The sequence below is a fragment of the uncultured Acidaminococcus sp. genome (assembly GCA_900538365.1).
Lineage (GTDB): Bacteria > Bacillota > Negativicutes > Acidaminococcales > Acidaminococcaceae > Acidaminococcus.
On the sequence record UPXT01000026.1, the window covers coordinates 1 to 26,589 of the forward strand.

Consider the following 26,589-nt stretch of genomic DNA (forward strand, 5'->3'; position numbering starts at 1 on the left):
CCCCTTTATTTTGCAAGGACTATTTTTCCCTACCGAGAAACATTTTACGCTTAGAGAATTTGCAATTTCACCTCGTCTTTTTGCTCAAGAAAGTGGACAAGATGAGCAGAACAAATTAGAATAGGAAGAGTTGTTAAATTGGGGGAATCAGTGACATGAAATTAAATGAACTTGGCAAAGGGGAAACCGCCATGATTGATGCTTTCCATTTGCCTTTTGAAATTGAACGCCGTCTCCTTGCCCTTGGGATGACGCCGGGGACAACAGTCGATGTTGTGGACCGGAAAGGAAAGGGCGTCATGATTGTGACCGTCCGGGGTACCCGATTTGCCATGGGGTATAACCTGACACGAAATATTGACGTGACAAGGGAGGCTCATCATGGCTGAGGAAAAGACAAATCTCACCATTGGCTTCATCGGGAATCCGAACTGTGGGAAGACGACACTGTTCAATGCTTACACAGGCGCTAATCTCAAAGTCGCGAACTGGCCGGGCGTGACCGTGGAAAAAGTAGAGGGCGCTATCCGCCACCACAACATGAATATTCGCCTTGTCGACCTGCCTGGGACCTACAGCCTCACAAGCTACACGATGGAAGAAATTGTCTCCCGGGAATTCATCCTCAGTGATGAGGTGGATGTTGTCATCAACGTGGTTGACGCATCAGCTCTTGAACGCAGTCTCTATCTGACGCTTCAGCTCCTGGAATTGGGTAAGCCTGTTGTCATGGCCCTTAATATGATGGATATTGTAGAAAAACGCGGCCTGGAGATCGACCTACACCGACTGCCGGAAATGCTCGGCATCCCGGTTATCCCCGTATCGGCGAGAAAGCGGCGGGGCCTTGAAGTGCTCATTCACGCCGCGGCCCACCATAAGGATGTGAATACAACCGACCCCTTGATTCACGACCATGATTGGCCCAGTACCCATGAACTGAATCATCAGGAATATGCCATGGTCTATTCCGATGACTTGGAAGACCGAATCGATCAGATTTCGGCTTTTCTAGAAACGCATTATACAGATCTGCCCAATCGCCGCTGGGCTTCCATCAAACTCTTGGAGCGCGACAAGGAAGTGACGGAAAAGCTGCCTGTGAATCTGCCCCAGGTACTGGACCGGAGCTATGAAATCGATATCATTCGGCAGAAGTATGACTTCATCGAAGAAATCATTCGGGAAGTGGTTATCCATAAGGAAAAAAGGGATGAGTTTACCGATCGTCTGGACAGAATTTTTACGGATAAGACCTGGGGGATTCCGATTTTCCTTCTCATCATGGCCTTCATCTTTTTCCTTACTTTTACGGTGGGGGACTTTTTAAGCGGATTTCTTGAAGAAGGCATTGCCTCCCTCACAGACTTCATGGCTTCTGCCATGTCGGCCCATGCGGTCGCAAAGCCCCTCCAGTCCCTGGTCCTTGACGGGGCCCTTGCGGGGGTAGGAACTATCATCACGTTCCTTCCCAATATCCTGATTCTTTTCCTGAGCTTGGGCTTTTTGGAAGATAGTGGCTATATGGCGCGCGTCGCCTATGTCATGGAAAATATCATGGGAAAGGTGGGACTATCGGGCCGTGCCTTTATCCCTATGCTGGTTGGGTTCGGATGTACGGTGCCGGCCATTATGGCCTCCCGAGGACTGGAAAACAAACGGGACCGCTACAAGGTCATGCTCGTCACTCCTTTCATGAGCTGCAACGCTCGCCTGACCATCTATATTCTTTTTTCGGAAATCTTCTTCAATGAATATGCGATGGTGGCTGCTTACTCCATGTATATTATAGGCATTTTTGTTGCTATTGGCGTTTCCCTCTTGATTCATTGGACCGACGTTGCCCGTCATCTTGACAAGGAAGATTACCTCCTCATTGAACTTCCTGAATATAAAATGCCCGATATGCGTACGGTTGGCATCTATGTTTCAGATAAAGTCAAGGGATACCTGCAAAAGGCAGGAACCATCATCTTTTTAGGGACAATTGTAATCTGGGGGCTCCTGAACTTTGGACCCCAAGGGTATACGGAAGACCCGACACGGAGCCTAGGCGCCCTATTGGGGCACTGGATGGTCCCTCTTTTTGCTCCTATTGGTCTGGGATTTTGGCAGATTACAGTGGCCCTTCTTGCCGGGATTTCGGCAAAAGAAGTGGTCGTTTCCAGCTGCGCTGTTCTTTTTGGGATTACCAATGCAACGAGCGGAGAGGGGATGGAACGCTTCCAGCAGGCTCTTGAAAGTATTGGCTTTACGTCTATCAACGCCTTGTGCCTGATGGTCTTTTGTCTGCTTTATGTCCCCTGTGTGGCAGCCCTTGCGACCATTCGGAAAGAATCCGGCAGCTGGGCCTGGACCCTTGGTGAAGCGGTGTTTCAGCTCGTAACGGCGTGGGTAGTGACCTTTTGCGTTTACCAAGGAGTTAGGCTGTTGTTCGGAGTCTGAAGTGCTTCCACCTTGTGAAAGTACGTGGCCCCTCTTTATAAAGAGGAAAGGGGGCCTTTTGGAAAAGGTATAAAAATAAAAAGACGTCTCAAACCGAATCGGGATATGGATTCGCTTTGAGGCGTCTTTTTCAGCTCCCATCCTTTCAAATCGATAGGCTCTTTTATGGATGGTCTCTTTAACGCCCTAAAGGCTGGGAAAATAAGGAGTATCCAGCATAACCGTCAACTTGTGCTGACCTGGGTTACGGCGAAAGCCGGCCTGCCTCGTCAAGGCGGCTTGCTGCTTGACTGAGGGCACTAAGGGAAAACAAGAATGCAGGTTGTTTCAAACGCTTCCGTTATCTTCATCTTTAAAAGCCCAGTCGCTTTCCTCAGCCATATCGAACGTAAGAGCCCTAAAGGGAAAATGAGATTACGCTCGATTTAGGACTAACCTTACAGTCAATTTCTCACTGGCATTTGCCTTGTGGTAGTTCCTCTTCAGATCTTTTGCCTTAGCGCTTGCTTCCTCCGAAATCGACGCGCCTAGCTAAGGCGGGATATCCACCGAGCAAGCTTGCTTGCAGGAGTGTATGGTGAATAAGCAGGCCGATTTGTGCCAGACATTACATTACAAATGGCAGTGAGGACAATTTTTCGATAGCCAAAGAAATCGCAAGACGCTGTCGAAGCGATTCGGCCCACGGACCGTATTATCGAAAAATAAATAGGCGCCCTGTCCGAAAGCCTTGGCTTAACCTCGTACGCCATGTTTTTTTGCTTTTTTACTTTTTAATCCGCCAGCCTTTTTATTTTTCCCTTCCGGTATTTCTTCCAATTGCATTTTGCGAATTCAGTGTTAATGGCTTCCTTGGTCCGATAATTGCAAAAAGATTCCGCATAGTCATCCATCCCCTTTCGTGTTTGCTCTCGAACTTCTATACCCTCTTGACAAACTCCTTCAAAATGGGTATAACATAGTTAAACGATTAAATAAATATTTAATTGAAGCGCAATGAGAGGTGAGTCAGATGAAAAAACGATATGCAATTGTTGTCGACTGTGCCAACTGCGCAGCCAAGATGGAAGGTATCGCTCAGGAAACCCCGGGTGTCAAGGCGGCTGCAGTTAATTTCATGACCCAAAAAATGGCCATTGAATTTGAATCGGGAGCAGATGTGGGAACTGTTATGAACGCCGTCAAGGAACGCTGTGAAAAAGTCGATGCTGATGCTAAGGTCCTGATCTGAGTGTTTTTAATTAAAATATTACTTAATTAAGAAGGAGAGATCATGGAAACAGAACAAAAAGAAACCCTGATACGCATCTTTACAGCCGCCCTCTTGACTGCAGGCGCCCATATTTTTATGGAAGCCGGCCCAATGAAACCGGGCGAATCGCTTGTCACAAGGCTGTGGGAATCCTTGCCTTACCTTGCGGCCTATGCCGTCATTTCTTGGAATATCCTGATCAAGGCTTGGAAGAATATCTGGCGCGGACAGGTTTTTGATGAGAACTTTCTCATGGCTGTTGCCAGTTTAGGAGCCTTTTTTCTCGGCTTCTTTCAAAATGGGGAATATACTGAAGCCATTGCTGTTATGCTCTTTTATCAGGTCGGTGAACTCTTTGAAGACTATGCTGTTGATAAGAGCCGCCGCAACATCAGCGAACTCATGGATATCCGTCCAGATTATGCCAATATTGAAGAGAACGGCCAATTGGTCCGCGTCAACCCCGATGATGTTGCCGTTGGAACACTCATTGTCGTACAGCCTGGTGAAAAAGTGCCTATTGATGGCGTAGTCGTAAGTGGCCATTCCACCCTCAATACGGCCGCTCTTACGGGAGAAAGCCTGCCCCTTGATGTAGAAGCTGGGATGACCGTTGTCAGTGGGTCCATTAATCAGCAAGGCGTGCTTAAGATTTGCACGTCAAAGGAATTCTGTGATTCCACGGTCAGTAAGATCCTTGACCTTGTCGAAGATGCAGGGAGCCGTAAATCCAAGTCAGAAAACTTCATCTCCAAATTCGCTCGTTATTATACGCCTATTGTTTGCTGCAGTGCCTTGGCTCTTTCCCTTATACCGCCTCTGGTGCGGATTTTCATGGGGCTTGACCCCTTTTGGTCAAGCTGGATTTATCGGAGCCTGACATTTCTTGTCATCAGCTGTCCCTGTGCTTTGGTGCTCAGCGTTCCGCTGACGTTCTTTGCAGGGATTGGCGGCGCAAGCCACGAAGGCATCCTGATCAAAGGATCCAACTATATGGAAACCTTGTCACAGGCTGCTGTGGTTGTCATGGATAAGACGGGAACCTTGACCAAGGGCGTTTTTGAAGTCGTTGGTATCCATCATTCACCTGTCGAAGACCATATCCTTCTTGAATGGGCTGCCCTTGCGGAAAATGCATCAAGCCATCCCATCAGTAAGAGCCTCCAAAAAGCTTATGGGAAACCCCTGGACCGCAGCCGTGTCACGGAAATCGAAGAGCTGAGCGGCCGCGGCATTCGGGCCACAGTTGACGGACGCAGCGTGCTGTGCGGCAATGCCAAGCTCATGGAAGAAGCAGGAATTTCCTATCTTCCCTGTCATCAGGTGGGCACCCTTGTTCATATGGCCGTTGATGGGATATATGCAGGGCACATCCTGATTGCTGATGTCATCAAACCGCATGCCGCAAGGGCCATTGAAGAGTTGAAAAAACAGGGCATCGCAGCGGTCATGCTCACAGGTGATGCCAAGAAGGTTGCCGAAAAAGTCGCCCAAGAGCTGGGGATTTCCCGTGTGTACAGCGAACTTCTTCCTGAAGACAAGGTGACCCTTCTAGAAAAAATCACCCAGCAGAAGAAGGGAAACGACAAGGTCCTTTTTGTGGGCGATGGAATCAATGATGCGCCGGTCCTTTCCCTGGCCGATGTAGGGATTGCCATGGGGGCCATGGGGTCTGATGCAGCAATCGAAGCAGCCGATGTCGTTTTGATGGATGATGATCCCTTGAAAATCGGAAAAGCCATTCGCATCTCCAAAAAATGCGTGTCCATTGTCCACCAAAATATCTATCTTGCCATCGGAATTAAGGTGATTGTCCTCATCTTGGGCGCACTGGGTCTTGCTAATATGTGGATGGCCATTTTTGCCGATACAGGCGTCCTCATTATGGCTGTCATGAATGCCATGAGGGCTTTGTTCGTAAAAAAAGTCTGATCCTGTCATGATGCAGGGATCTGTGAAAAGTGAGAACTTCATTTTTTCACAGATCCTTTTGTTTTTGATGTTTCTTGAATCTTCACAGTTTCTTCTCAAAAGATGGCGATTTATCAATCTGAAGATGATATAATAAAAAAATAGGGGAGAGCGTCCAAAACAGTCGGTCTTCCCCAGAAAAATCTAGCAATGAGGGGAAGAAACAACATATGATCAAGGTTTTTATCGATGGTTCCCAAGGAACCACGGGACTTCGTCTGAAAGATCGGCTCATGGAACGCAACGACATTCAGATCCTTTCTATTTCTGAACAGGAGAGGAAATCCCTTCCTGCCCGTGCTCAAAAAGTTGCTGAGGCAGATGTCGCGTTTCTCTGTCTTCCTGACGTGGCAAGCCGCGAACTGATGGAAACTGTTAGCGATACAGATACAAAGATCATCGATACATCGACCGCTTTTCGCTGTGATGATCGGTGGGCCTATGGCTTTCCGGAACTTGGGATTTCCTTTCTGGAAAAAATCCGCAATGGCAGCCGGATCAGTGTCCCAGGCTGTCATGCCAGCGGCTCCATTGCCGTAATTGCGCCGATGGTGAAGATGGGTCTTGTTTCACCTAACGAGACGCTTACCATTACATCTCTGACTGGTTATTCCGGCGGAGGGAAGAAGATGATTGCAGAATACGAAGGACCCCATGACCGTGAGGTCGACGCGCCCCGTATCTACGCCCTGGGACAAACGCATAAACACTTACCGGAAATCAAGAAGTATACGGGCCTTGTCTCACTGCCAATCTTCCTTCCCATTGTAGCACCGTATTATTCAGGTATGCTGGTCACCGTAGGAATCGAAAATAGGGACCATCTGAAACTGGCGGAGATTCGTCAAGGCTACCGGGAATTTTTTGGCCCGTCTTCCTTTATTTCTGTTGCAGAAGAAGAGGAGAACCCGTCCATGCTCGGTTCCAATACCCTTTCAGGAAAAGATTCCATGCGCTTATTTATTTGTGGGAATCTGGACCGGATCACCGTATCGGCCCAGTTTGATAATCTAGGGAAAGGCGCCAGCGGAGCGGCACTGGAGAGCATGAACATTGCCCTTGGACTTGATCCAACGACGGGACTTTCCCTGTAATGGTCCCATCATAGACAGAAAGAATAAAAATTCTTGAAAAATAAGTAAAAAAGGGCTTGCATTTTATAAGTACGATGCTATAATAAGGATGTAAGCAAAAATAATTATTAATAAATACTTCTTTCAAAAATCGTTTTGGAAGAAGCTAATTTCAAGGGGAGGTCTTTACTATGAAAAAATTCATTTGTTCTGTCTGCGGTTATGTATATGAAGGAGAAGAAGCTCCTGAAAAGTGCCCTCAGTGTGGTGCTCCGAAAGATAAGTTCACCGTTATGGGTGAAGGCAAAAAAGAATATGCCGATGAACATGTTCTTGGCGTAGCCAAAGGCGTTGATGAAAGAGTCATCGAAGGCCTGCGTCAAAACTTCACTGGTGAGTGCTCCGAAGTTGGTATGTATCTTGCTATGAGCCGCGTGGCTTTCCGTGAAGGCTATCCTGAAGTTGGTCTGTATTATGAAAAGGCTGCTCATGAAGAAGCTGAACATGCTTCCAAGTTTGCTGAAATGCTTGGCGAAGTGCTCTCCGACAGCACCAAGAAGAACCTCGAAATGAGAGCTGCTGCTGAACAGGGTGCTTGCAAAGGCAAGAAAGAACTGGCTACCCTCGCTAAACAGCTTGGCTACGATGCCATTCATGATACCGTTCATGAAATGTGCAAAGACGAAGCTCGTCATGGCCGTTCCTTCGACGCCCTGCTGGCTCGTTACTTCGGGAAATAATCACAGATATGCCCGCATCCACTATGGGTGCGGGCTTTTTGCGTATGGCGGAAACTTTTCGGCAGATGGATGGAAGTTTCAAGAGGAGTCCTTTCTTATGGGGAAAGCTTGGCTCCTTGAGGGTTTCAGCCTTAATGCGGCCCTAACCACTATGGCGCTTTTTTAAGAACAATCAACGAAAAACTCGATGATAGGAGAGCCTTTTTCATAGAAATGATCAAGGATGTTGTCAAATCCGAGGCTCCTATTGTAAAATAAAAAGGCTTGCTGCACACTCATCCTGTGCGGACTCAATACGCATGTGTAAAATGCTGGAACAAAAATGCGCAGAAAAGCCATCTATCCCAGGAGAATCCTCATCCATCCCTAGGAGTGCGTCTTACTTGGCCGCTTCGGACAGGACTTTTTTGCCTGTCAAACAAGGGAACTTCCTGCGCTTCACAGTCTTTTCCCATTTTTGTCATAAAGAATTTATTTGTTCTTTCGACTTTCACGCTGTATAATGAAGCAAGTGGTATATCCAATTTGCATGGACCCTCCTTAGTTTGAGGGAGGATTCTGTTAAGGAAGGTTGTTATAACTATGGAAAGACAACAGACCATACTGATTGCTGATGATGAGGCACAGATTCGAGAGATCTTGAGCCTTTATTTTAAAAAAGAAGGCTTCAAGGTCATTGAAGCGGCCGATGGGGCGGAAGCACTGGTGCAGATCCAGGCGGGCAAGCCGGATATCATCCTTCTTGATATCATGATGCCTGTCCTCGATGGTTTTGAAGTCTGCAAACAGGTCCGTAAGATTTCCGATGTGCCAATCATCATGTTGACCGCCAAGGATTTTGATGATGACCGGATCTTGGGTCTGGAGATGGGGGCCGATGATTACATCGCAAAGCCCTTCAATACCCGCGAAGTTGTCGCCCGTGTGAAGGCTGTCCTGCGCCGCAGCAGTCAGTTTCTCCAATCCCAGAACAAGCAAGTCCTTGAATATCCAGATCTCATGATCAACTTAAGTGAATATCGTGTCGTTGCCTTTGGCCGGGAGGTGACCTTTACGGCAAAGGAGATGGAGCTTCTGTGGTGCCTTGCCTCAAACCCTGGCATAGTCTTTTCACGCAACCAGCTTCTGGAAAAGATTTGGGGATATACGTATTACGGAGATACCCGCACGGTTGATACGCATATTAAGCGCGTTCGTCATAAATTGGATATTCCCAAGGATGCGAAATGGGATATTGTGACCGTTTGGGGCGTTGGGTATAAGTTTGAGGTCAAGAAGTGAAAAAGTCATTAAGTACGAGGCTCATGTATAGCTACATGGGCCTTATTGTCATTATCATCATTGGGATTTCAGTTGGTCTTTCCTATTTGATTACAGATTATTTTTTCCGTACAAAAGAGACGGAACTGAACCAAAAAGGGGGAGAGGTCGCCCTTATTGTTCGCTATTTGAATGGATCAGGGGCGTCGTCTGCCATGTTGAGCCAATACCTTACGAGTGTGGATCAACTGATTGGCGCGCGGATTTGGGTCTTTGATTCCAATTACCGCCTCATCAATGCTTCTGAAACCATGCGGGATAGGGAAAAAGATCTTCGTGCCGCCCACGAAACGACGAATGCCGGCGCCAATGACCCTTCCACCTTCCGTAAGGAAAGCTCCGTAGAAGCCATCGATCAGCAGCTGCGTGAAGGCGGCCCCCTCAATGATAAAGTAAAATCCATTCTCCCCAGTGTCTATGAACGCAACCGTGTGAATGCCCGGCTCTTTCATCCCTACTACAAAGAACAGGTGCTCTTGGTGGGACTTCCCATGGAAGATTCACACCAGGATATTACAGGGGCTATTTTGCTGGCTGCCCCAATTGACGGGCTGAACCGTGTCCTGCGCGATATCTACATCTACACGATCATTGTCGGTATTGCTGCCCTTGTCATCAGTGTCATCATTGTGTCTGGTCTCACGCGGCGCCTTGTGCGTCCCCTTGTGGATATGAAAAACAGCGCCAAGGCCATTGCTTCCGGTGATTATTCCCTGAAAGTTGTTGTTGATGGGGAGGACGAGGTGGCCGATTTGGGCCGTTCCCTAAATTCCTTGGGCCGCGACTTGGAACAATTTGTCCTTAAGACCAATAAGATGGAAAAACTGCGTCGGGACTTTGTGGCCAATGTTTCCCATGAACTGCGCATGCCAATTACCATCATTCAAGGATACAATCAGGCTATCCTCGATGGGACGGTCACAGATCCGGAAGATATAAAAAAATACAGGAAATTGATTGATAATGAAACCCAGCGCCTGGAACGGCTGATCAATGAACTGCTTGAAATCAGCCGTCTCCAACGCAAGGAAAATGAAGAAATGGAACCTGTGCCGCTAGGTGAAATTACGGAAAATGTCGTGAGCATGATGGAGGTTCGGGCCAAAAAGCGGGACATCCGGCTCGAACGCTACATTGATGACAATCTCATGGTCATGGGCAACGGGGACCGGCTTTTCCGGCTTGTAATGATCTTAGGGGATAATGCTATGAAGTATTCCCCCGATTCATCGTCCATCGTCTTTCAAGTCCTTCCCAGCCGTAGCGGAGGCGCTGTGCTAACGGTGACAGACCATGGGTTTGGGATTCCTAAGGAGGACCTCCCCTACATCTGGGAACGTTTCTACAAGGTGGATAAGTCCCACTCACGCCATATTCCGGGAACCGGACTGGGCCTTGCCATCGCAAAAGAAATCATTCGTATCCATAAGGCCAAGGTCCAGGTCCAAAGCGAAGTGGGGAAGGGGACGACCTTCATGATCACATTCCCTCCTACCAAAATGAAAAGCAAAATGGGGAAGGAACATGTGGCAGAAGTTGTAGAGCCGGTTGTGCCTCTTTCTGATGAAGACCCCGTAGAGCCGGTTGTGCCTCTTTCTGATGAAGACCCTGTAGAGCCGGAAGGAAAGTGATCTATATGAAAAAAGAACTTCTTACGCTGTTTTGTTGCTTTCTAGGGTTGTGGGAATCGGGAAATGTTCAGGCCGCAGCACCAGCTGCCGCAGCCCAACCGCCTGCTGTCCGGTATTACGGAAATGCCCATGAAACACTTGCCGTGGTGCCCCAAAAAAAAGGCTATGCCCTCTGCTATGCCATCCCCGGCGAAAATGGGACGCGCTGGAACCGATTTTATCTGGTCCCTGAGCGTAAGGACAGCTATGCCCTTCGCGAAGAAGGCCCTTTTGTCAAAGCTGACAGTGTGGTCCGGATTTCCTCTGATGGTTCCCAGCTTGCTGCGGGCCGTTATGTCTACCCAGCCATAACATATACGGGAAAGCCGCCTGATGAAGCCTTTCAGGAAGCCCCTTATGAGATGGCCCCTGATGAAGAGGCCCTGCTTGGGTATTATCATGGCGGAGGCGAGGTTCTCCTTGTCCGAGAAAATCAAGGAGAACTGGAACTTCTTTATGAGCTTGAAAAAAACGATCGGGACTTTACTAAAAGCAACGGCTTTGCCTTAATAAAGGATCATTATGATGCCTATAGGCTGGTGGAAAAAGGTCCCTATACAGATACGTCATCGCCCGTCCGCTTTGACCGAAATGGATCTGGGATGGGAATCAGCTTGCGCATAGGCAATCGTTCCTACAGCCGAATTTTTACGCGAGGCGAAAATGGGAGGCCTGAGCGCATCAAACCGGTCATGACCCTGACGCAGGCTAGGGAAAAGGCCAAGACCCTTCCCATCCCCACAAAAATTACGGAAGAGAAGCTTGATCTTGTAAGCTTGAGAGATGTCGTTCCTGCGGCAAAACAGGACCTCCGCTACAGTACGGTGAATAATCTATTTGGGGAAGCCATCGTGTCAAGCAAAAATGCAGAACTGAACAGTAAGGCTGCACAAGCTCTGGCCCGGGCGGAAAAGATCCTGGTTTCCAAAGGATATGGCCTCCTTATCTGGGAAGGCTACCGTTCGTATGAAGATTTCGCTGTGGCAAAGCTGCTCCTGGGCCCTTCTCGTGACAGCCTTCTGCCCCCTCTAAGTGAAGGTTATTCCCATAATACGGGGCGCAGCGTTGATGTCAGCCTCTATGACCTAGAAACGGGAAGCCCCATTAAGATGATCTCTGATTTTGATGAACTGTCACCTGCTCAGTATCGGTCTTTTCCAGGGGGTACAGATCTTCAGCGCTATTTGCGCGGCCTTCTTGATGAAGCCATGACGCAGAGCGGCTTCAAGGGGAGCGAGATGGAATGGTGGCACTACGAATACAAAGGATAAAAATGTAACTCACAGCATGCGGGACTTCTTCTTACAAAGAGGCCCCGCTCTTTTTTTAGGAATCATTTGAAAAGGCTGACGCCCAATCACAGAAAATTGGTATTCCTTTCTTTTCTATGATAAAATAAGGAACATAACCCAAAAAAGGAGGAGAAATCCCATGAACGTATATGATCAAATGAATCACGTGTGTGAAGCAATCCGCGATTCCCACGAATATAAAAAGATGCAGGAAGTCAAACCGAAGCTTGCGGCCGATAAGGACGCAGAATCCATGGTCAAGGACTTCCTCAAACAGAAGTCCGAAATTGAACTTGCCCAGTACCAGGGAAAGAAACCGGACGAAGCGCAGGTTCAAAAGATGCAGAAACTTTATGAAATGCTGCAGCTGAATCCCGTTGCCAGCGAATACATCCAAAATTATATCCGCTTCCAGATGATGCTGGGTGACCTTTCCAAGGCTTTCAGCGATACCATCAAGGAAGCTGTCGAATGATGGACCTTGATGCCCTTTGCGCATACGCAAAGGTGCATTTTCCTCGTTCAGTGCGGATCCAGGAACCCATGAAGGACCATACAACCTTTGCCATTGGCGGACCGGCCGACCTTTTTGTGACGGTGCGGGAGCCCGAAGCCCTGCAGGCCCTCCTGCAGGAGGCACGGCGCTGTGACGTGCCCTATCTCATTTTGGGAAAGGGGTCCAATATGCTCGTTCGTGATGGCGGCATTCGCAGTCTAGTCGTTCATTTGGATGAAGAGGGCGCCCTTTCTGTCACCGGTCATGAGCTGCGTGCTGCTGGCGGCGTCCCCCTTTCTAAAGTTTCCAAGCTTGCAGCGGACCATGGCCTGGGCGGCCTTACTTTTGCCATCGGCATTCCCGGCAGCCTTGGTGGTGCCGTGCTCATGAATGCCGGTGCCTATGGTGGAGAAATGAGCGATGTCATCAAGGAAGTGACCTTCCTTGATGAAAACCTGAACTTTCAAACCGCAGCGGCTACGGACCTTTCTTACAGTTACCGTCATTCCTATTTCATGGACCATCCCGGCTGCGTCATCGTTGAAGCGATTATGGAGCTGCGGCCCCAGGCACCCTGTGAAATCAAGGCAGAAATGGCGGACTTTACAAAACGCCGTAAGGAAAAGCAGCCCTTGGAATATCCCAGTGCGGGAAGCACATTTAAACGTCCGCCCGGTCACTACACGGGCCCTCTTATTCGGCAGGCAGGTCTTGCCGGCCTTGTCATGGGCGGCGCCCAAGTGAGCAAAAAGCATACGGGCTTTGTCATCAATCGTGAGGAGGCAACTGCGCGCGACGTGCTGCGCCTCATCAAAACCATTCAAAATAAGGTCAGGAGCCAGCACGGCGTCCTTCTAGAACCGGAAGTCAGGATCATCGGGGAAGACATGGACAAAAGGCGGGGGAGCTGACAGCCTAAAGGACTTTTCCTTCAGTGAGGAAAAGTCCTTTGTGTTATGGATACTTGATTACTGGGGTAATTTTCACCCTGTGATACGGATTATATTGAACTTTTGTTCCGCTTCCGTCATAATAGAACAAGAAGCCAAAGAAAAGAATCTTGGCAAAGGAGGAACCATGGAAAAAACCTTGTGGATCACGGGCCTCGGGGAGACCATGCGGCAGGACTTTCTGAAAGAAGCGGCACAGTACCCTTATGGAAAAGCCCTTTTTCTTGTGCCAAACCTGTATTTTAGAAACTTGGTCCGGCGCTATGGCGTCATCAAGACGAGTACCATCGATGCCCTGCCGCGGGAAATCCTGCGGTTAAACGGACGGGAAAATGAACGGATGCTGGTTTCCCGAGATACGCAGGCACGTATTGCATCGGAAGCCATTGAGTATCTTGCCGGAAAGGATCTCTTGCCTTATTTTAAGTCCCTTGCCGATAAAAAAGGATTCCGTGACAGTGTCGTCCAGCTGTTGACGGAACTTGAAACGTGTCATGTGACGGGTGAAGAGTTCAAGAACGCTGTCCTTTCCTGGAACCGTGAGGCAAAGCGGGGCGGGGAAAAGGATAAGGAAATTGCCCTCATCCTTTCTGCTTATGAAGCCCTCATGAATGAACGCCAGCTCTGCGACCTGAATGGCCTCTATGACAAAGCCCTTGACGTGCTGCAAGATTCAGAGGCTATCATCACTTGGGAAAAACTGTATTTCAGTGAATTCAACGAACTGACGGGACTCCAGATGGCCCTTGTAAAAGCCTTGGGGAAACGAGTTTCCATTTCTTTTGGCCTGTTTTATGATGAGTCGCGGCCTGATTTATCGGAGGCAACGCGAAAACTTGAAGAAGATCTCTTGGGCGATGGCTATGAAAAGAAACTTGCACCGAAAAAAATGAGCCGTCCTGAGGACCTTGCTTATTTTGCTGACACGTTTCCCAAAGGAAGGGACGATGCCGTGGCTGCACGGCATATCTATCTGGGGGAAGCGTCCAGTGTTGACAGCGAAATCAAGATGGTCCTAACAGACGTCAAGAAAAAGCTTAAAAGCGGCGTAGCGCCCCATGAGATCCTTCTTCTTGTGCGAAATCTCAATGACTATCAGGGCCTTGGCCGGTACATGGAAGAATACGGTCTCCTGTCAACCCTTGCAGACGTGACGGACCTTGCCGGTCAGCCTTTGCCCCTTTTCCTTACAAAACTCTGGGAAGCGGCTCTTGTACGGGACGATACGGCACCTCTTCTGGCTCTCATGAAGACAACGCTCATGCAGGAGCTTTTCCATGTGGACCGGGCCTCCGTAAGCCGCCTTGTGGAGGAAAGCTATATCGAGTCACCGAGTTTTCTTTTGGAACGTATTTGCCATCTTACCGGCGTTTTGGACCTAATGCCTCTTTTTGAAGGGCTCCAGACGCCAAAGAACTGTACACAGTGGCGGGATTATATTGACGAAAGACTCACGGAATGGGACCTTGTGCGGACTTTTGGCAGGCTTCATCAGGAGGGAAAAGTGACCCTTTCGGAAGTAAAGATCATGGCCCAGTCCCAGGATTTTGTCAGGGCCTTTTTTGACCGTCTCGAAGCTCTTTTTGAAGCTGTCGGCAGCAAGAATCTCCCCATCGGATTGGGTGACATCCTTTCTTACTGGAAGGAAGCCCTCATTGGCACAGCTGTGACGCTGACGCCGGGTCATGAAGAAGGCATCCGTATTATGGAAGCTTCCGATATCCAAGGCGTTCCTTATCCTTATGTCTATATCCTGGGCGTAAGGGATGGGCTTTTTCCAGCCATTTCTCGGGAAAGCTGGCTCTACAGCGATGAGGAACGGACGGAGCTTGCTGCCCTTGATATTCCCTTGAGTACGTCTGTACGGCGCCTTGCCCGGGACCGCTTTTTCTTTGCTTCGGCCGTGAGTCTTGCCGAAAAGGAGGTTCATCTTTCTTGGTTTGCTGACGATGAAGGCGGCGCAAGCTACTACATTGAGCGGCTGCGGCACTTTTTCATGCCTCACGCCCTTCCTTTTGAGACATATCACACAGATGTCCATGACTGTTACAGTGAGACCCAAATGGTACGCTATCTCATGGAAGCAGAAACTCTGGGTGAAAAGGAAGCGGCCTATCTTGCCAATCATATCGATCCTGAGATCCCTCAGCGGGCCCTGAAAGAAAAGAAGCGTTTTGCCATAAAGAGCCTTTATAACGGCTATCTGGGACCGCAGGAAGAAACGCTCCATCTTTCCGCGTCCCAGCTTGACGGGTTTCTCACGTGTCCTTTTATGCACTTATTTACTCATATTTGGAAACTTGAAGTAAAAGAAGCAAAGACCGCATTCCCCACACCGGACGTTGTGGGAAACCTGATCCATCTGACGCTTTCCCGCTTCATGGGGCATCATTTAGGTGAACCGCTCTTCACAAAGGAGCTGGATACGCTGTGGCAGGAACTGGAGAGGGAGTATCAAACTACTTATGCCGAAATGGAACAGAAAGGGGATATTCCCCGGTCCCGCTACTCGGACCACATTCGAAAAAGCTATGAAGCGTGGCTGAAGCGTTGGCTCCGCATGGAAGTGGACTATGAGGAAAAGAGCTCTACTGGTCTTACGGCTTGTGCCGTAGAAAAGGCCTTTGGCCGCAAAGGTGCGGCTTGGCCTCCTTATGACCTTACGGTGGATGGCAAGAAAGTCTATCTTTCCGGCCAGATCGATCGCATTGACCGCAGTGAATCGGGCTACCTCATCATGGACTATAAAACGGGCGGGCGGCCGACAACGACTCGTATGGATGAAGGCAAAGCGGTCCAGTTGCCGATTTACATCAAAGTCCTCGAACGTAATCTGGGCCTCATTCCCCAACAGATCTTCGGTGCCATTTATGGCGATATCAGAACAGGCCGCCGTGTGGGCGGTATTTGGTCGAGCTTGGGTAAAGCGGCCAAAGAGGCACCTAAGAGCGTACGCGGAAAGGATATGGAAGATGTTCTTAAGATTTCAGAAGACGCCATCGCTGCTGCTGTCCGGCGCATGAGAAGCGGTGACTTTGCCGCCGAGCCTTATCATGGAAAATGCCCGGACTACTGTCCGGCCCGTGACATTTGCCGCATCAAGGACAATCAAAACCACGAAATGATGAACGACGAGGAGGATGCAAATGGCTGATTTCACTAGAGAACAAATCCTTGCCATTACCACATTGGACCGGAACGTCTCCGTCTCTGCTGGGGCGGGGTCTGGAAAAACGCGGGTCCTTGTTGAGCGTTTCCTCACCATTTTGAGAGACCCTGAAAAAAGTGCTGACAGGATCCTAGCCATTACCTTTACCCGCAAGGCGGCCCGGGAAATGCGGGAGCGCATCCGCAAATCCCTTCTTGAAGAAGTGGGGAGGAGTAGCGGTGAACTGAGGACCCATTTCGAGGAAGAACTGCGCCACCTTGATGGTGCGCCCATTACGACCATTGACGGCTTCTGTTCCCAGATCCTGCGCGACCATCCCGTTGAAGCAGGAATGGACCCGCAGTTTACGGTGAAGGAAGAATATGAAGTAAAAGAATTCCAGGCTTCCGTCATCGATGCCTTCCTGCGGGATCTGCTCAAAAAGGAAGACGAGGACCTGGAGCTTTTATTGGGTCTTTATCACCCGGGGCGGCTTGGCAGCATGCTTTATGGTCTCATTGATATCCTGCCGGACCTCATGGCCTTGGGAGACCTTTCCGCCCCTTATGCAGTGAACAAGGATGATTGGGAAACGGCAAAGATCCATGCAGAAGAAACTTTCCTTGCTATGCTCGCCTCTGGGGCAGACCTAAAACCTTCTAAGACGAAAGACGCCCTCCTGGAACTTCAAAACGTACGGACGGTCTATCATGAAGCCCTTGCCGCAAATGATCTTGAAACTGTCCTTCCCTTCATGAATCTTATCCGTGCGGCAGGAAAAGCGGCCCCTCTCATCAAGGAGTGGAAAGAGGCCTTAATCAAACTCCAAGGTTACGCACGCAATAAAGCAGCCATTCCTTATGCCAAAGCGTGGAATAGCCTGCTGCACCGCCTTTCGGAACGTCTCGAAGAAGAATCATTGCGTCAGGAAATCTTTAGTTTTTCTTTCCTTGCAGGACGGGCAGTTTCCCTCTTGCGGGATCACCCTGAAATCTGCCGTGCCTACCAGCACCGTTTTGACTACATCATGGTCGACGAATTCCAGGATACGAATGAGCAGCAAAAAGAACTGGTCTACCTCCTTTCTGGGGCGACGGCAAGTGAGCTGCGGGGAAAGAACCTTTTTATCGTCGGCGATGCCAAGCAGTCCATTTACCGTTTCCGCGGCGCTGATGTCACGGTCTTCCGCGTCGTCCGTGATGACATCATGAAAACGGGCGGCACGGACATTGTTATGGCCGATAACTTCCGCTCTGCGCCGGAAATCATCGAGTCCTGCAACTGTCTCTTCCGGGACCTCTTGGGGACGAATCCCCAAAAGGCGGTCATGGCTCAGGACCTTGTGCCCCATCAGAAAAGAACGCAAAAGCCCATCCTTGCCATCATTGACCAAGAAGATGGCACCTTTCCAGATGCCCAGCGAGCCGAAGCCCAGTGGGTGGCACAAAAGATTGACGCCGTCGTAAAAAGTCATGAGGAACTGGGCTATGGGGATATTGCCATTCTCGTACCGGCCATCCGTCTTGCCGAGCCCTATGCCGCGGCCCTTGCTGAGGCCCATATTCCCTATACTATGACGGATGGGAAGGGGTTTTATGAACAGCAGGAGATCATTGACATCATCACCATCATGACCGCCGTTCTCTCGCCTGATGTGGATTGGGCTATGGCCGGCGTCCTTCGATCTCCGTACGGCGGCCTCACAGACCAGGAAATCCTTGGCCTTTTGCACACGTATCCTCAAAAAAACCTGTGGGAGAGTCTGTCCCAATCTATTGAACCAAGTCATGTCAAGCTTTGGAAGAAACTCACGGCCCTCATGCACGTGGCCCGCTTGGGCTCCCTGCCGGAACTTTTTGATACCATCATGGAGACGCTCCATGTGGAAAGTCTCCTTCTTGCCATGCCCCATGGCCGGGAAAAGATGGCCAACGTGTGGAAACTACGTTCCATGGCCGCGTCCTTTGCTATGCAGGAAGGAGGCGGCAGCGAGGACTTTTTGGACAGATTGAACCTGATGCGCAGGATGCAGGCCCGGGAAAGCGGCGCAGCCCTAGAACCGGACGCCAAAAGCGTGCAGATCATGACCATCCACAAGTCAAAAGGTCTGGAATTTCCTGCTGTTTTTCTGCCCGACCAGCAGTATAAATCGCCGCCTGGCAGACTCGGTCTCCAGTATCTTCCTAGCGCCGGCCTTGGCATCATGATTCCTGGTGAAGAAGGGCCGCAAAAGACTGCCCTTTATGAAGAGTTGAGCGAGGAAAATCGCGCCCTTGAGTGGGAAGAAAAGAAACGTCAGCTTTATGTCGCCATGACGCGGGCTGAAAAATACCTCTTTCTGTCGGCTGCAGTAAGTGAAGAAAAAGAAGCCGCAAGAAGAGAAAAACGGGCCAAAGGCAGTGTCAAGAGCCCGGAAAATTGGTACGAAAGCCTGAGGCGGATTTTCCATGATGGTGAAGGAAAGGACCTCGTCGACTGGGTAGAACTGAAAGCTTCGGAAATCCTTGCCGCTCCACTTCCCCTGAGCGTCCGGGAAGCGCCGCCTCTTGAACTGGAAGCGGACGCCTTTGAAAAATTGAAACCGGTGGAATTTCCCCAGAGAGTGCTTCTCAGCGCCTCGGCCCTTGGAATCTATGACCTTTGCCCGCGCCGCTACTTCTACCAGTATCGGATTCATATGCCGAACCTTGACCCTGATGTGGTGGGAACGGGGAGCGTCCGCATTGCGCCGGCAACGCTGGGGACCTATATCCATAAAGTCTTGGAGCTTTCCCGCACGGCACCTGTCAAGGAAGCAAAGGAACTGGCGCTTCTTGAAGAAGCATACAGCGATGGGGAAAAGGCCGTTCTTCGAAAAGAGGGAGGGCCTCTCATTGATGCGTACCTTGCGTCACCTCTTTATGCTGCCTATGAGGATCTTCCCCAAGAAGCAGAAGTCGATTTTGAACTGCCGCTTATGAACGTGGGAAATGCGTCTATTTACTTTGACGGCAGCATCGATAAAGTTGTCCATTTGCCGGATGGAACACTTGAAATCATTGATTATAAGAGCGGTCATCCGCCCGTAGACGGCATGGAACGAAAAGCCTATTCGCGGCAGCTTGCCATCTATAGCCTTGCCGCCGAGGCCCTCTATCACAAGAAAGTGAGCAGAGCCTCACTCCATTTTCTGCGCAGCCTCTCGACCTGGGAGCTTACTGACCGGGACCAGGAAGTGTCAGACCTTGAAGCCCTTCTTACAAAACTCCAAACCCTTGACGAAGAAGAGAATTTTGAAACAAAGACCGCTGCCTGTACTTATTGCGGCTTTGGCTATTTTTGCAAAAAGTAAGCAGCCATCCATAGCTGCGACGCCATCATCAAAAGACCCTGACCGAACCTAGGATTCTGGTTTGGTCAGGGTCTTTTGATTTTTTTGGTGCCAGCACCCAACATGGACGTTTGGAATCATCACCATCAAGGACGTTTGCCCATCGCAGGACAGGTTTCTTTCTTAGGGAAGCTCTTCCGCCTGCTCCGTGATATAGGTGATGAAATGCTTACTTGATAGCGGCAGAAGGTCCCAGTCCTTATAACAAATTGCAAGATGACGATAAAGGGGCGGGTCAATGGGGATGGTCACGATATCATAGGGATTTCGGTCCGTCATGAGTTTTGCGAGGATACTGACACCAAGACCGGCTTCGACCATGGTCATGATGGCGTAGTCATCGTGGAGCCTGTAAGCGACATGGGGTTTGATGCCCTTTTCCCGAAAGGCTTCCATAGGTTCACTATAGTTTCCTTCTTCAAGAAGGATAAAGGAATCGCCAAGGAGGCCTTCCAAGGGAATCGCCTTTTCTTTTGCCCAGCGGTGGTGCTTGGGGAGTACCGCCACAAGTTCCCCATCCTTAACGGGAATGGTCATTAAGTGGGGACAGGAGTCAGGGGAGACAAAACCAAAGTCGATGATACCCGACTCGATCCACTCTGGAATGAGCCTGTAATCGCCTTGTTGAAAAATAAATCCCACATTGGGGTAGCGGGCCTTGAATCCTTTGATGAGGGGCGGCATCCAGCGGCAGGTGATACTTGAGATGGTTCCCACACGGATCATGCCTGTTTCAAGCCCCCTGATTTCCCGGGCTTTTTCTTCCATGGCTTCGTAACTGTGGAGGACCTGTTCCAAAAAGGGGAAGAGCTGCTGACCTTCTTGGGTAAGGGTAATGCCGTTTCTGGAACGGATCAGGAGCTTAAAGGACAGCTCCTCTTCAAGAGAGGCCATCATCTGACTAATGGAGGATTGGGTGTATCCTAGTGCACGGGCGGCTTTTGTGAAACTCCCAAGGCGCAGGATGGTCTGAAGGGCTTTGAAACGCTGCATAGAAGGCACCTACTTTCTTATTTGCTGCCCTTATTATACATCACTATTTCTAATTTATTCATTAGATAAATTCGTTTTACTTATTCTTATCTCCGTGGTATCCTTCCTTTAGAAATGGAGGAAGTGACGATGAAACAATATATTGTCGATGCCTTTACGGATACCGTCTTTAAGGGGAATCCCGCTGCTGTCTGTATCTTGGATGCGTGGATTCCAGACGCAACCATGATGAAAATAGCCATGGAAAACCGTTTTTCCGAAACAGCTTTTGCCGTACAGGAAGGGGCGATGTACCATCTACGCTGGTTTACGCCAGGCGGGGAAATTGACCTCTGCGGTCATGCAACCCTTGCCACGGCCTATATCCTGTTCCATTTTTATGAGAAGGATGCGCAGGAAATTTGCTTCAAGACCTTGAGCGGGCCCTTAATGGTACGCCGTGAGGGAAACCTTATCTGTATGGATTTTCCCGCCTATTCCCTCATGCCTGTCCCCGTCACTGATGCTATGGCAGGTGCCATCGGAGTCCGTCCGGAACGGGCCTATATAGGACGGGATCTTATCTGCGTTCTTTCAGACGAAGCAGCGGTCAGGAACGCAAAAATCAACCAACAAAAAGCCCTTGACCTAAACGGACTGCTCCTCCACATTACGGCCTGCGGGAAGGACTATGACTGCGTAAGCCGCAGCTTTGCGCCGAAATTAGGTGTGCCGGAAGACCCAGTCTGCGGGTCCGGCCACTGTCATATGGTTCCTCTTTGGTCTGCCATCTTAGGAAAAAATGAGATCAAAGCTTTTCAAGCATCGGAACGGACCGGTGTCCTTTATACCAAAATGAAGGGCAGCCGGGTGGAACTTGCCGGCAAGGCCGCCCTTTATTCCATAGGTGAACTTGTTTTTCCCATGGAGGTAAGATAAATGAGAAAAGAGTCTTCTTTGCGCAGTGCCCTTTTTTTAGGACTCATTGCCTGCCTCATCTATGGCCTTGGAGCAGGGCTGCGGGCAAGTATTGGCATCCTGCTCGAACCCATTGCGGATATGACAGGCCTTTCCTATGAAGAGGTCAGTTTTTCCATTGCCGTCATGCAGATTGTCTTTGGCGCATCCCAGCCTTTATTTGGGCTTTTGGCAGCACGGCGGTCCAATCGTTTCGTTTTGACGTTAGGTGTCCTTTTCATGGTCTTTTCCGTACTCGGCATCAAGCTATGTGCCAGCTACGGGATGCTCATCGTTACCCTTGGCGTCCTCATGGGCCTTGGAACAGGAGCCATTGCTTTTGGCCTTGTCCTGTCGTCTGCTATCTCCTTTGTCGGTCAGGAACGGTCCCTTTTTATTGCAGGGCTCCTTAATGCATCGGCGGGGATGGTTAACTTTTTTCTTGCACCACTCCTTAACGTTTCCCTCCAATATGGCGGTGTACCGGCGACCATGCCCCGGCTTGCCCTTGTTATGGTGCTGCTCATTCCCTGTATCCGCTATCTGACCAAAAAGGACGCAACACCTAAAGGCGGGACCGATGCTTCCCATCATATGGGGCTTGGAGAAATCCAGTCGGCCTTGGGGGAACGGATTTACCAGCTGCTCCTTGCCGGGTTTTCAACGTGCGGGTTCCATATGGTCATCATTGAATCCCATCTTTTTTCCCAGTTTGTCTCCTATGGGATTCCTAAGATGGAAGCAAGTTGGGCCTTTTCTTTTTATGGCATTGCGACCATTGCGGGCGCCCTGTTGTCTGGGTATGCAAGTTCTCGTCTTAAAAAGGGCAGGCTCCTTTCCTTTTACTATGGATTCCGTGCTCTATGGGTGCTTTTCTACCTTTTTGTCCTGCCTAAAACGATGACAACGGCCATCCTTTTTGCAGTAGGTCTTGGTCTTACTGGGGATGCCACGGTATCGCCCACATCGGGCGTCTTGAGCGGACATTTTCCCCTTCATCAAGTGGCAACCCTCATGGGGCTGCTCTTTTTTGCCCATCAGATTGGCGGCTTCTTGAGTGCTTATTTGGGCGGCCTTTCCTATCAGCTTTTTGGCAATTATACGCTCATTTGGTTGATTGACGTTGCCCTCTGTTTGGAGGCGAGTGTGGCAAGTTATCTGATCCGGGAAGAAAAAGCCGAAGCCTAAATCGCTCCGATTTGTTATAGTTAGGTGCTCCATTACTCTTTAAAGAAATTGGAAAAGCAGTGGGCATGACCCATCGTACAATGAACCATCCCCCGTTTGGGATAGGTAGAAATGCTGTGAATAATGAGTTAAAACGCGAAGGCGGAAACAAAGAACCTATATATTCCAATATGCATAATGATAGAATCTATTCATGTATACCGAATGTAAAAAACACACCATCAAACGCATATCTATGTTCGATGGTGTACTTTCTATTTATTCTTTTTTCTTTGGTTTGATTGCTGGAGATGAAAGCGCAGGCAAGCTTGACCGCTTCTTAGCCCTTTCCCTTCCCATCAAACTCTTTCTTTAGCAGTTCAATCAAATATTTCTCCGCTTTATTCAGATACGTTCCTTTTTTATAAAGGGCTTGGATGGGAAAGACAGGCGGTTGGCTGCTGTAGGAAAAGCTTGTCCCCTTTTGCTTGTCCCCGAGGATGATGACCGTGCGCTGGGGGACGATGGTATAGCCCATCCCGCAGGCAGCAAGCTGGACGGCATCATAGCTGCTGTCCACTTCCGTGAGAATATTGGGGATGATGCCTTCTTTTTGGAAGACACGGTCCACAATGGTGCGGATGAAGTGTTTTTTCTTGACGGCAATAAAGGGCTTTTTGCCAATCTTCTTGAGGTTAATGCGGCGTACTCCTTTATCCAAAAAATCCGCATCGCTGAAAAAATCCGGTGCGGCAATGAGGGGAACCGCTTCGTTATAGATATGCTCCTTATGGATTCCTACAGGCAGTTCGTCATCAAAATAGGGGACGATGATAAAGGAGACCTTCCCCATTTGCAGAAGTTCCAAGAGATCACTCGTGCCGCCTTCTTTTAAAAAGAGCTGGGAGGCAGGGTACTTTGCACGCAGGCACCTCAGAACAGGGCGAAACATATAACCGGCGCGGCCTGATGGGATGCCGACAATGATATCGCCGGAGCTTCCTACCTTGAGATCGGCAATGCGGTTTTTCATATCCGTTTTTTCGCGGAGAATGAGGCGTGCCGTCTTAACGTAGATGCGCCCAGCGTCCGTGAGTGTTAACGGCTGATGGGAGCGGTCAAAAAGTTTGGCCCCCACGTCCTTTTCAATTTGGGCCAAGGCATAGCTCAGGGATGGCTGGGAAATGAAAAGTTCTTTGGATGCTTGGGTGATGTTTCGGCAGTCCGCTACCGTGACAACATATTGCAGTTCTCGAAAATCCATAGGCCCTCCATAGAAACAGTCGAATTGATTTCTTGTTTTTCATCAATTATATCATATCGAATTAGAAAAAGAGCCTTTTCCTGAAAGGAAAGACTCTTTGATTTACCTTATGAAAGGCTTTCAATAAATGCTCCCACCGTTTCAATGAGTTTCAGTCGGCATGTATCAAGAGAGTGGTTGCCCAGAAGGTCAACACGCTGGTGGACGGCATGGGACTGCTGGTCTGTGAGAAGGTTCCAGAAGGGATCGATCATGTATTGGGGTGGGGCCACCGTATCTTTTTCACCGCCGATGACAAGGATATTTTGATCCTTCAAAGGGTAAGCTGCAAGGGGAAAGGTCCATTCGTCGCGGTGCGTTTCACTGTCCTTGACTAAAGCTTCGGGACTTTCGATATGAAGGACCGTGGCCGCCTCAGTGAGCATGGCAGCAAGGTTTTCTTTTCCGAGAAGGGTTTCCGCCCCTTTGTGGTCAAAGGGACAGTAGGCCATGATGCCGCGCAGCTCTGGATGACGCTTTGCCACATTGATGACCGTATTGCCCCCGTTGGAGTGGCCGAGGAGAAAGATCCGCGCCGGGTCAATCGCATAGCGTTCTGTGCCGCCAGCAGCAAGATAGGAAAGGACTGCTTCCGTATCTTCTATACAGTGAGAAAAAGAGTAGATTCCGCCGCTGCCCCAGGCCCCGCGGTGATAGAGCCGGATGACGGTGCAGCCCATGCGGCGCAGGCTTTGGCACAGGTCGTCGTTGTTATTGGTGCCGGGAATGCCGTGGCAGACAACAACAGCCGGATGGGGGGCGTCATAAAGGCCGCTGGGAAGGTATGCTTCGCCTAAAAGCCGGTCACCTGCCACATCAAGGATGAAGTCCTGCGTATCGGGTTGAGCTGCATTGCCGTAAGGCGGTTCCTGCAGGACATATTGGGCATTGATTTTCATTCTAAGGCCTCCTGATTTTGGTTCAAGTTTTGTTTATACCAGTCTTTGCCATGGAAAATACGGGTAATGAGCATGGAAACGACGGTGTCGCCGCAGGAATTGAGAAGCGTGCAGCCGGGATCAAAGAGTTCTACAATCATTAGCAGGATGGGAAAAGCTGCTTCGGGAAGGCTGAAAACGGAAATAATCATGGTTTCGCCGGCGGCACCGCCGCCTGGAACACTGCTTGTTGCAACAGAAGAGGTTACACCCACAAAAATAGCAAGAAGCAAAGCAAAGCCTTCGAGGGGAACCCCAAACATCGTCGTTGCCAGCACTTCGGCATAGACCATGGCGATGCAGGCCCCATCCATATGGCAGGTTGCGCCCATGGCAATGACAACACTTGAGATGTCACGCGGTACACCCAATTTATCACAGGCTTCCATCTGAAGCGGAATCGTTGCTGCTGACGAACGTGTCCCAAGGGCCGTCAGGGCCGGAGCGAGAATGACCTTAAAGAAATTCCTTACGCCCCAGGGACCTGCGGCAAGGAAGGCATAAAAACCAAGGAAAAGGAAAAAATAAAGGAAAACGACGGAATAAAAGACGAGCATGGCATTGCCATAGGTTTTTAGGAGCTCAATCCCATAAGTCCCGGTGAGATCCGCAAAGTAGGCACCAAGGCCAAGGGGCGCAAGCTTCATGAGATAGGCTACCATTTTATAGCAGACCTTGGTCATGGCGTTCATCCAATCGATGATGGGCTTTGCTTCTTCGCCAAGACGGGAAACGCAGATGCCAAAGAAAATGGTCATGATGATGAGTGGCAGGACGTGGTAGCGGGAAATGAGAAGGGGCAGGTCGCCGACCGTGAGGGTCCCGACGATCTGGTCACTGACGCTGATGGGCTTTGCTGCCGCTGCATTTTTGGCCACGGCCGTAAAATTTGTCGGAACACCTGTAAAATGGGTTACGGTAAGGATCAAGATGGCAGAAAGGATGGCTGTCGTTACGAAAATAAGAAGCGTCAGGCCAATCATCTTGCCGACCTTGCCCGTATCCTTCGTATTTGCAATGGAGCCCGCGATGGAAAAGAAAATGAGTGGAACGATGAGGCAGAAGAGGAGATTCAGGAAAATCTGCCCAATCGGTTTTAGAAAGGAGACTTTGTCCCCAAAAATAAGTCCCAGAATGGCCCCAATCACGCAGCCTGTAATCAGGATGAGCGGATCCCGGTAACTGCTGAGGTGTGCTGTTTTTGTTTTTGTGCTCATCATAACACTCTCCTTAAAAATAAGTAAGTCTATTATATTCCTACAGCTATAATAGGAAAAGACATAACGCGACTTTATACAGTAAATGAAGAAAATAAATAGAAACCATGAAAATGATTAATATCAATAAAGAGATTTCTGATAATAATGGAGTCATTCTTGGCTCAATGTAACTCATCCCGAATTGCAATAATAAGTTGAACACCCGGCGAACCTTTATGCAGTAAGTGCTGCAAGCATTTCTTCCCTAAAGCACTCCTCGGGTGTCTTATAGCCGAGTATTTTTCTTGGCAGGGTGTTGGCCCAGC

Annotated in this window: 19 protein-coding genes; 15 read left to right on the forward strand and 4 right to left on the reverse strand. The window is 49.5% G+C overall.

The window, feature by feature from the left end; genetic code table 11:
- Positions 1–155: 155 nt before the first annotated feature.
- The 13 genes from QZQ08_RS06190 to QZQ08_RS06250 all read left to right on the forward strand — a co-directional run bounded on the left by QZQ08_RS06190 (position 156) and on the right by QZQ08_RS06250 (position 19,688).
- Positions 156–389: a FeoA family protein gene (locus QZQ08_RS06190; RefSeq protein WP_296329489.1), complete on the forward strand. Its 234-nt coding sequence runs from the start codon at positions 156–158 to the stop codon at positions 387–389.
- Positions 382–2,445 (forward strand): ferrous iron transport protein B, encoded by a 2,064-nt coding sequence (gene feoB / locus QZQ08_RS06195; protein WP_296329492.1) that lies wholly within the window; start codon positions 382–384, stop codon positions 2,443–2,445. The genes QZQ08_RS06190 and feoB overlap by 8 nt, the downstream gene beginning before the upstream one ends.
- A 1,012-nt stretch (positions 2,446–3,457) precedes the next feature.
- Positions 3,458–3,676, forward strand: a complete 219-nt coding sequence (locus tag QZQ08_RS06200; protein ID WP_296329495.1) for a cation transporter — start codon at positions 3,458–3,460, stop codon at positions 3,674–3,676.
- Positions 3,677–3,718: 42 nt separating this feature from the next.
- The gene (locus QZQ08_RS06205; protein ID WP_296329497.1) at positions 3,719–5,629 is read left to right on the forward strand and encodes a heavy metal translocating P-type ATPase; all 1,911 of its coding nucleotides are present in this window, start codon (positions 3,719–3,721) and stop codon (positions 5,627–5,629) included.
- A 209-nt stretch (positions 5,630–5,838) separates the two neighbouring features.
- Entirely contained in the window at positions 5,839–6,762 is a 924-nt protein-coding gene (gene argC / locus QZQ08_RS06210) for an N-acetyl-gamma-glutamyl-phosphate reductase (protein ID WP_296329500.1), read from the forward strand.
- A 170-nt stretch (positions 6,763–6,932) separates the two neighbouring features.
- Positions 6,933–7,481 (forward strand): NADH peroxidase, encoded by a 549-nt coding sequence (locus tag QZQ08_RS06215; protein WP_009015448.1) that lies wholly within the window; start codon positions 6,933–6,935, stop codon positions 7,479–7,481.
- Positions 7,482–8,063: 582 nt separating this feature from the next.
- Entirely contained in the window at positions 8,064–8,762 is a 699-nt protein-coding gene (locus QZQ08_RS06220; protein WP_296329507.1) for a response regulator transcription factor, read from the forward strand.
- Between the two features lie 23 nt (positions 8,763–8,785).
- The gene (locus QZQ08_RS06225; RefSeq protein ID WP_296329512.1) at positions 8,786–10,432 is read left to right on the forward strand and encodes a HAMP domain-containing sensor histidine kinase; all 1,647 of its coding nucleotides are present in this window, start codon (positions 8,786–8,788) and stop codon (positions 10,430–10,432) included.
- 5 nt (positions 10,433–10,437) lie between these two features.
- The gene (locus tag QZQ08_RS06230; RefSeq protein WP_296329515.1) at positions 10,438–11,742 is read left to right on the forward strand and encodes a M15 family metallopeptidase; all 1,305 of its coding nucleotides are present in this window, start codon (positions 10,438–10,440) and stop codon (positions 11,740–11,742) included.
- A 160-nt stretch (positions 11,743–11,902) separates the two neighbouring features.
- On the forward strand, positions 11,903–12,238 hold the full coding sequence (locus QZQ08_RS06235) for a YlbF family regulator (RefSeq protein ID WP_296329517.1): 336 nt from the start codon (positions 11,903–11,905) through the stop codon (positions 12,236–12,238).
- Positions 12,235–13,170 carry a UDP-N-acetylmuramate dehydrogenase gene (murB, locus tag QZQ08_RS06240; protein ID WP_296329520.1) on the forward strand — a complete coding sequence of 312 codons (936 nt, stop codon included), beginning with the start codon at positions 12,235–12,237 and terminating at the stop codon, positions 13,168–13,170. The genes QZQ08_RS06235 and murB overlap by 4 nt, the downstream gene beginning before the upstream one ends.
- A 166-nt stretch (positions 13,171–13,336) precedes the next feature.
- Positions 13,337–16,363, forward strand: a complete 3,027-nt coding sequence (locus QZQ08_RS06245; protein WP_296329523.1) for a PD-(D/E)XK nuclease family protein — start codon at positions 13,337–13,339, stop codon at positions 16,361–16,363.
- Positions 16,356–19,688 carry an exodeoxyribonuclease V subunit beta gene (locus tag QZQ08_RS06250; RefSeq protein ID WP_296329526.1) on the forward strand — a complete coding sequence of 1,111 codons (3,333 nt, stop codon included), beginning with the start codon at positions 16,356–16,358 and terminating at the stop codon, positions 19,686–19,688. Before QZQ08_RS06245 ends, QZQ08_RS06250 begins: the two co-directional genes overlap by 8 nt.
- Before the next feature lie 162 nt (positions 19,689–19,850).
- Here the strand turns inward: QZQ08_RS06250 and QZQ08_RS06255 are convergent, their stop codons facing one another.
- Positions 19,851–20,720 carry a LysR family transcriptional regulator gene (locus QZQ08_RS06255; RefSeq protein WP_296329529.1) on the reverse strand — a complete coding sequence of 290 codons (870 nt, stop codon included), beginning with the start codon at positions 20,718–20,720 and terminating at the stop codon, positions 19,851–19,853.
- A gap of 129 nt (positions 20,721–20,849) precedes the next feature.
- Here QZQ08_RS06255 and QZQ08_RS06260 point away from each other — a divergent pair, with 129 nt between their 5' ends.
- Together QZQ08_RS06260 and QZQ08_RS06265 are read left to right on the forward strand one after the other, a co-directional pair.
- Positions 20,850–21,638 carry a PhzF family phenazine biosynthesis protein gene (locus QZQ08_RS06260; RefSeq protein WP_296329533.1) on the forward strand — a complete coding sequence of 263 codons (789 nt, stop codon included), beginning with the start codon at positions 20,850–20,852 and terminating at the stop codon, positions 21,636–21,638.
- Complete coding sequence (locus QZQ08_RS06265; protein ID WP_296329536.1) at positions 21,639–22,844, forward strand: MFS transporter; 1,206 nt, start codon at positions 21,639–21,641, stop codon at positions 22,842–22,844.
- A gap of 319 nt (positions 22,845–23,163) precedes the next feature.
- On the opposite strand, the gene QZQ08_RS06270 is transcribed toward QZQ08_RS06265, so the two are convergent.
- The 3 genes from QZQ08_RS06270 to QZQ08_RS06280 all read right to left on the reverse strand — a co-directional run bounded on the left by QZQ08_RS06270 (position 23,164) and on the right by QZQ08_RS06280 (position 26,284).
- The gene (locus QZQ08_RS06270) at positions 23,164–24,087 is read right to left on the reverse strand and encodes a LysR family transcriptional regulator (RefSeq protein ID WP_296329539.1); all 924 of its coding nucleotides are present in this window, start codon (positions 24,085–24,087) and stop codon (positions 23,164–23,166) included.
- Positions 24,088–24,194: 107 nt separating this feature from the next.
- Positions 24,195–25,025, reverse strand: a complete 831-nt coding sequence (locus QZQ08_RS06275) for a S9 family peptidase (protein WP_296329542.1) — start codon at positions 25,023–25,025, stop codon at positions 24,195–24,197.
- On the reverse strand, positions 25,022–26,284 hold the full coding sequence (locus QZQ08_RS06280) for a dicarboxylate/amino acid:cation symporter (RefSeq protein WP_296329544.1): 1,263 nt from the start codon (positions 26,282–26,284) through the stop codon (positions 25,022–25,024). Before QZQ08_RS06280 ends, QZQ08_RS06275 begins: the two co-directional genes overlap by 4 nt.
- Between the last annotated feature and the right edge of the window lie 305 nt (positions 26,285–26,589).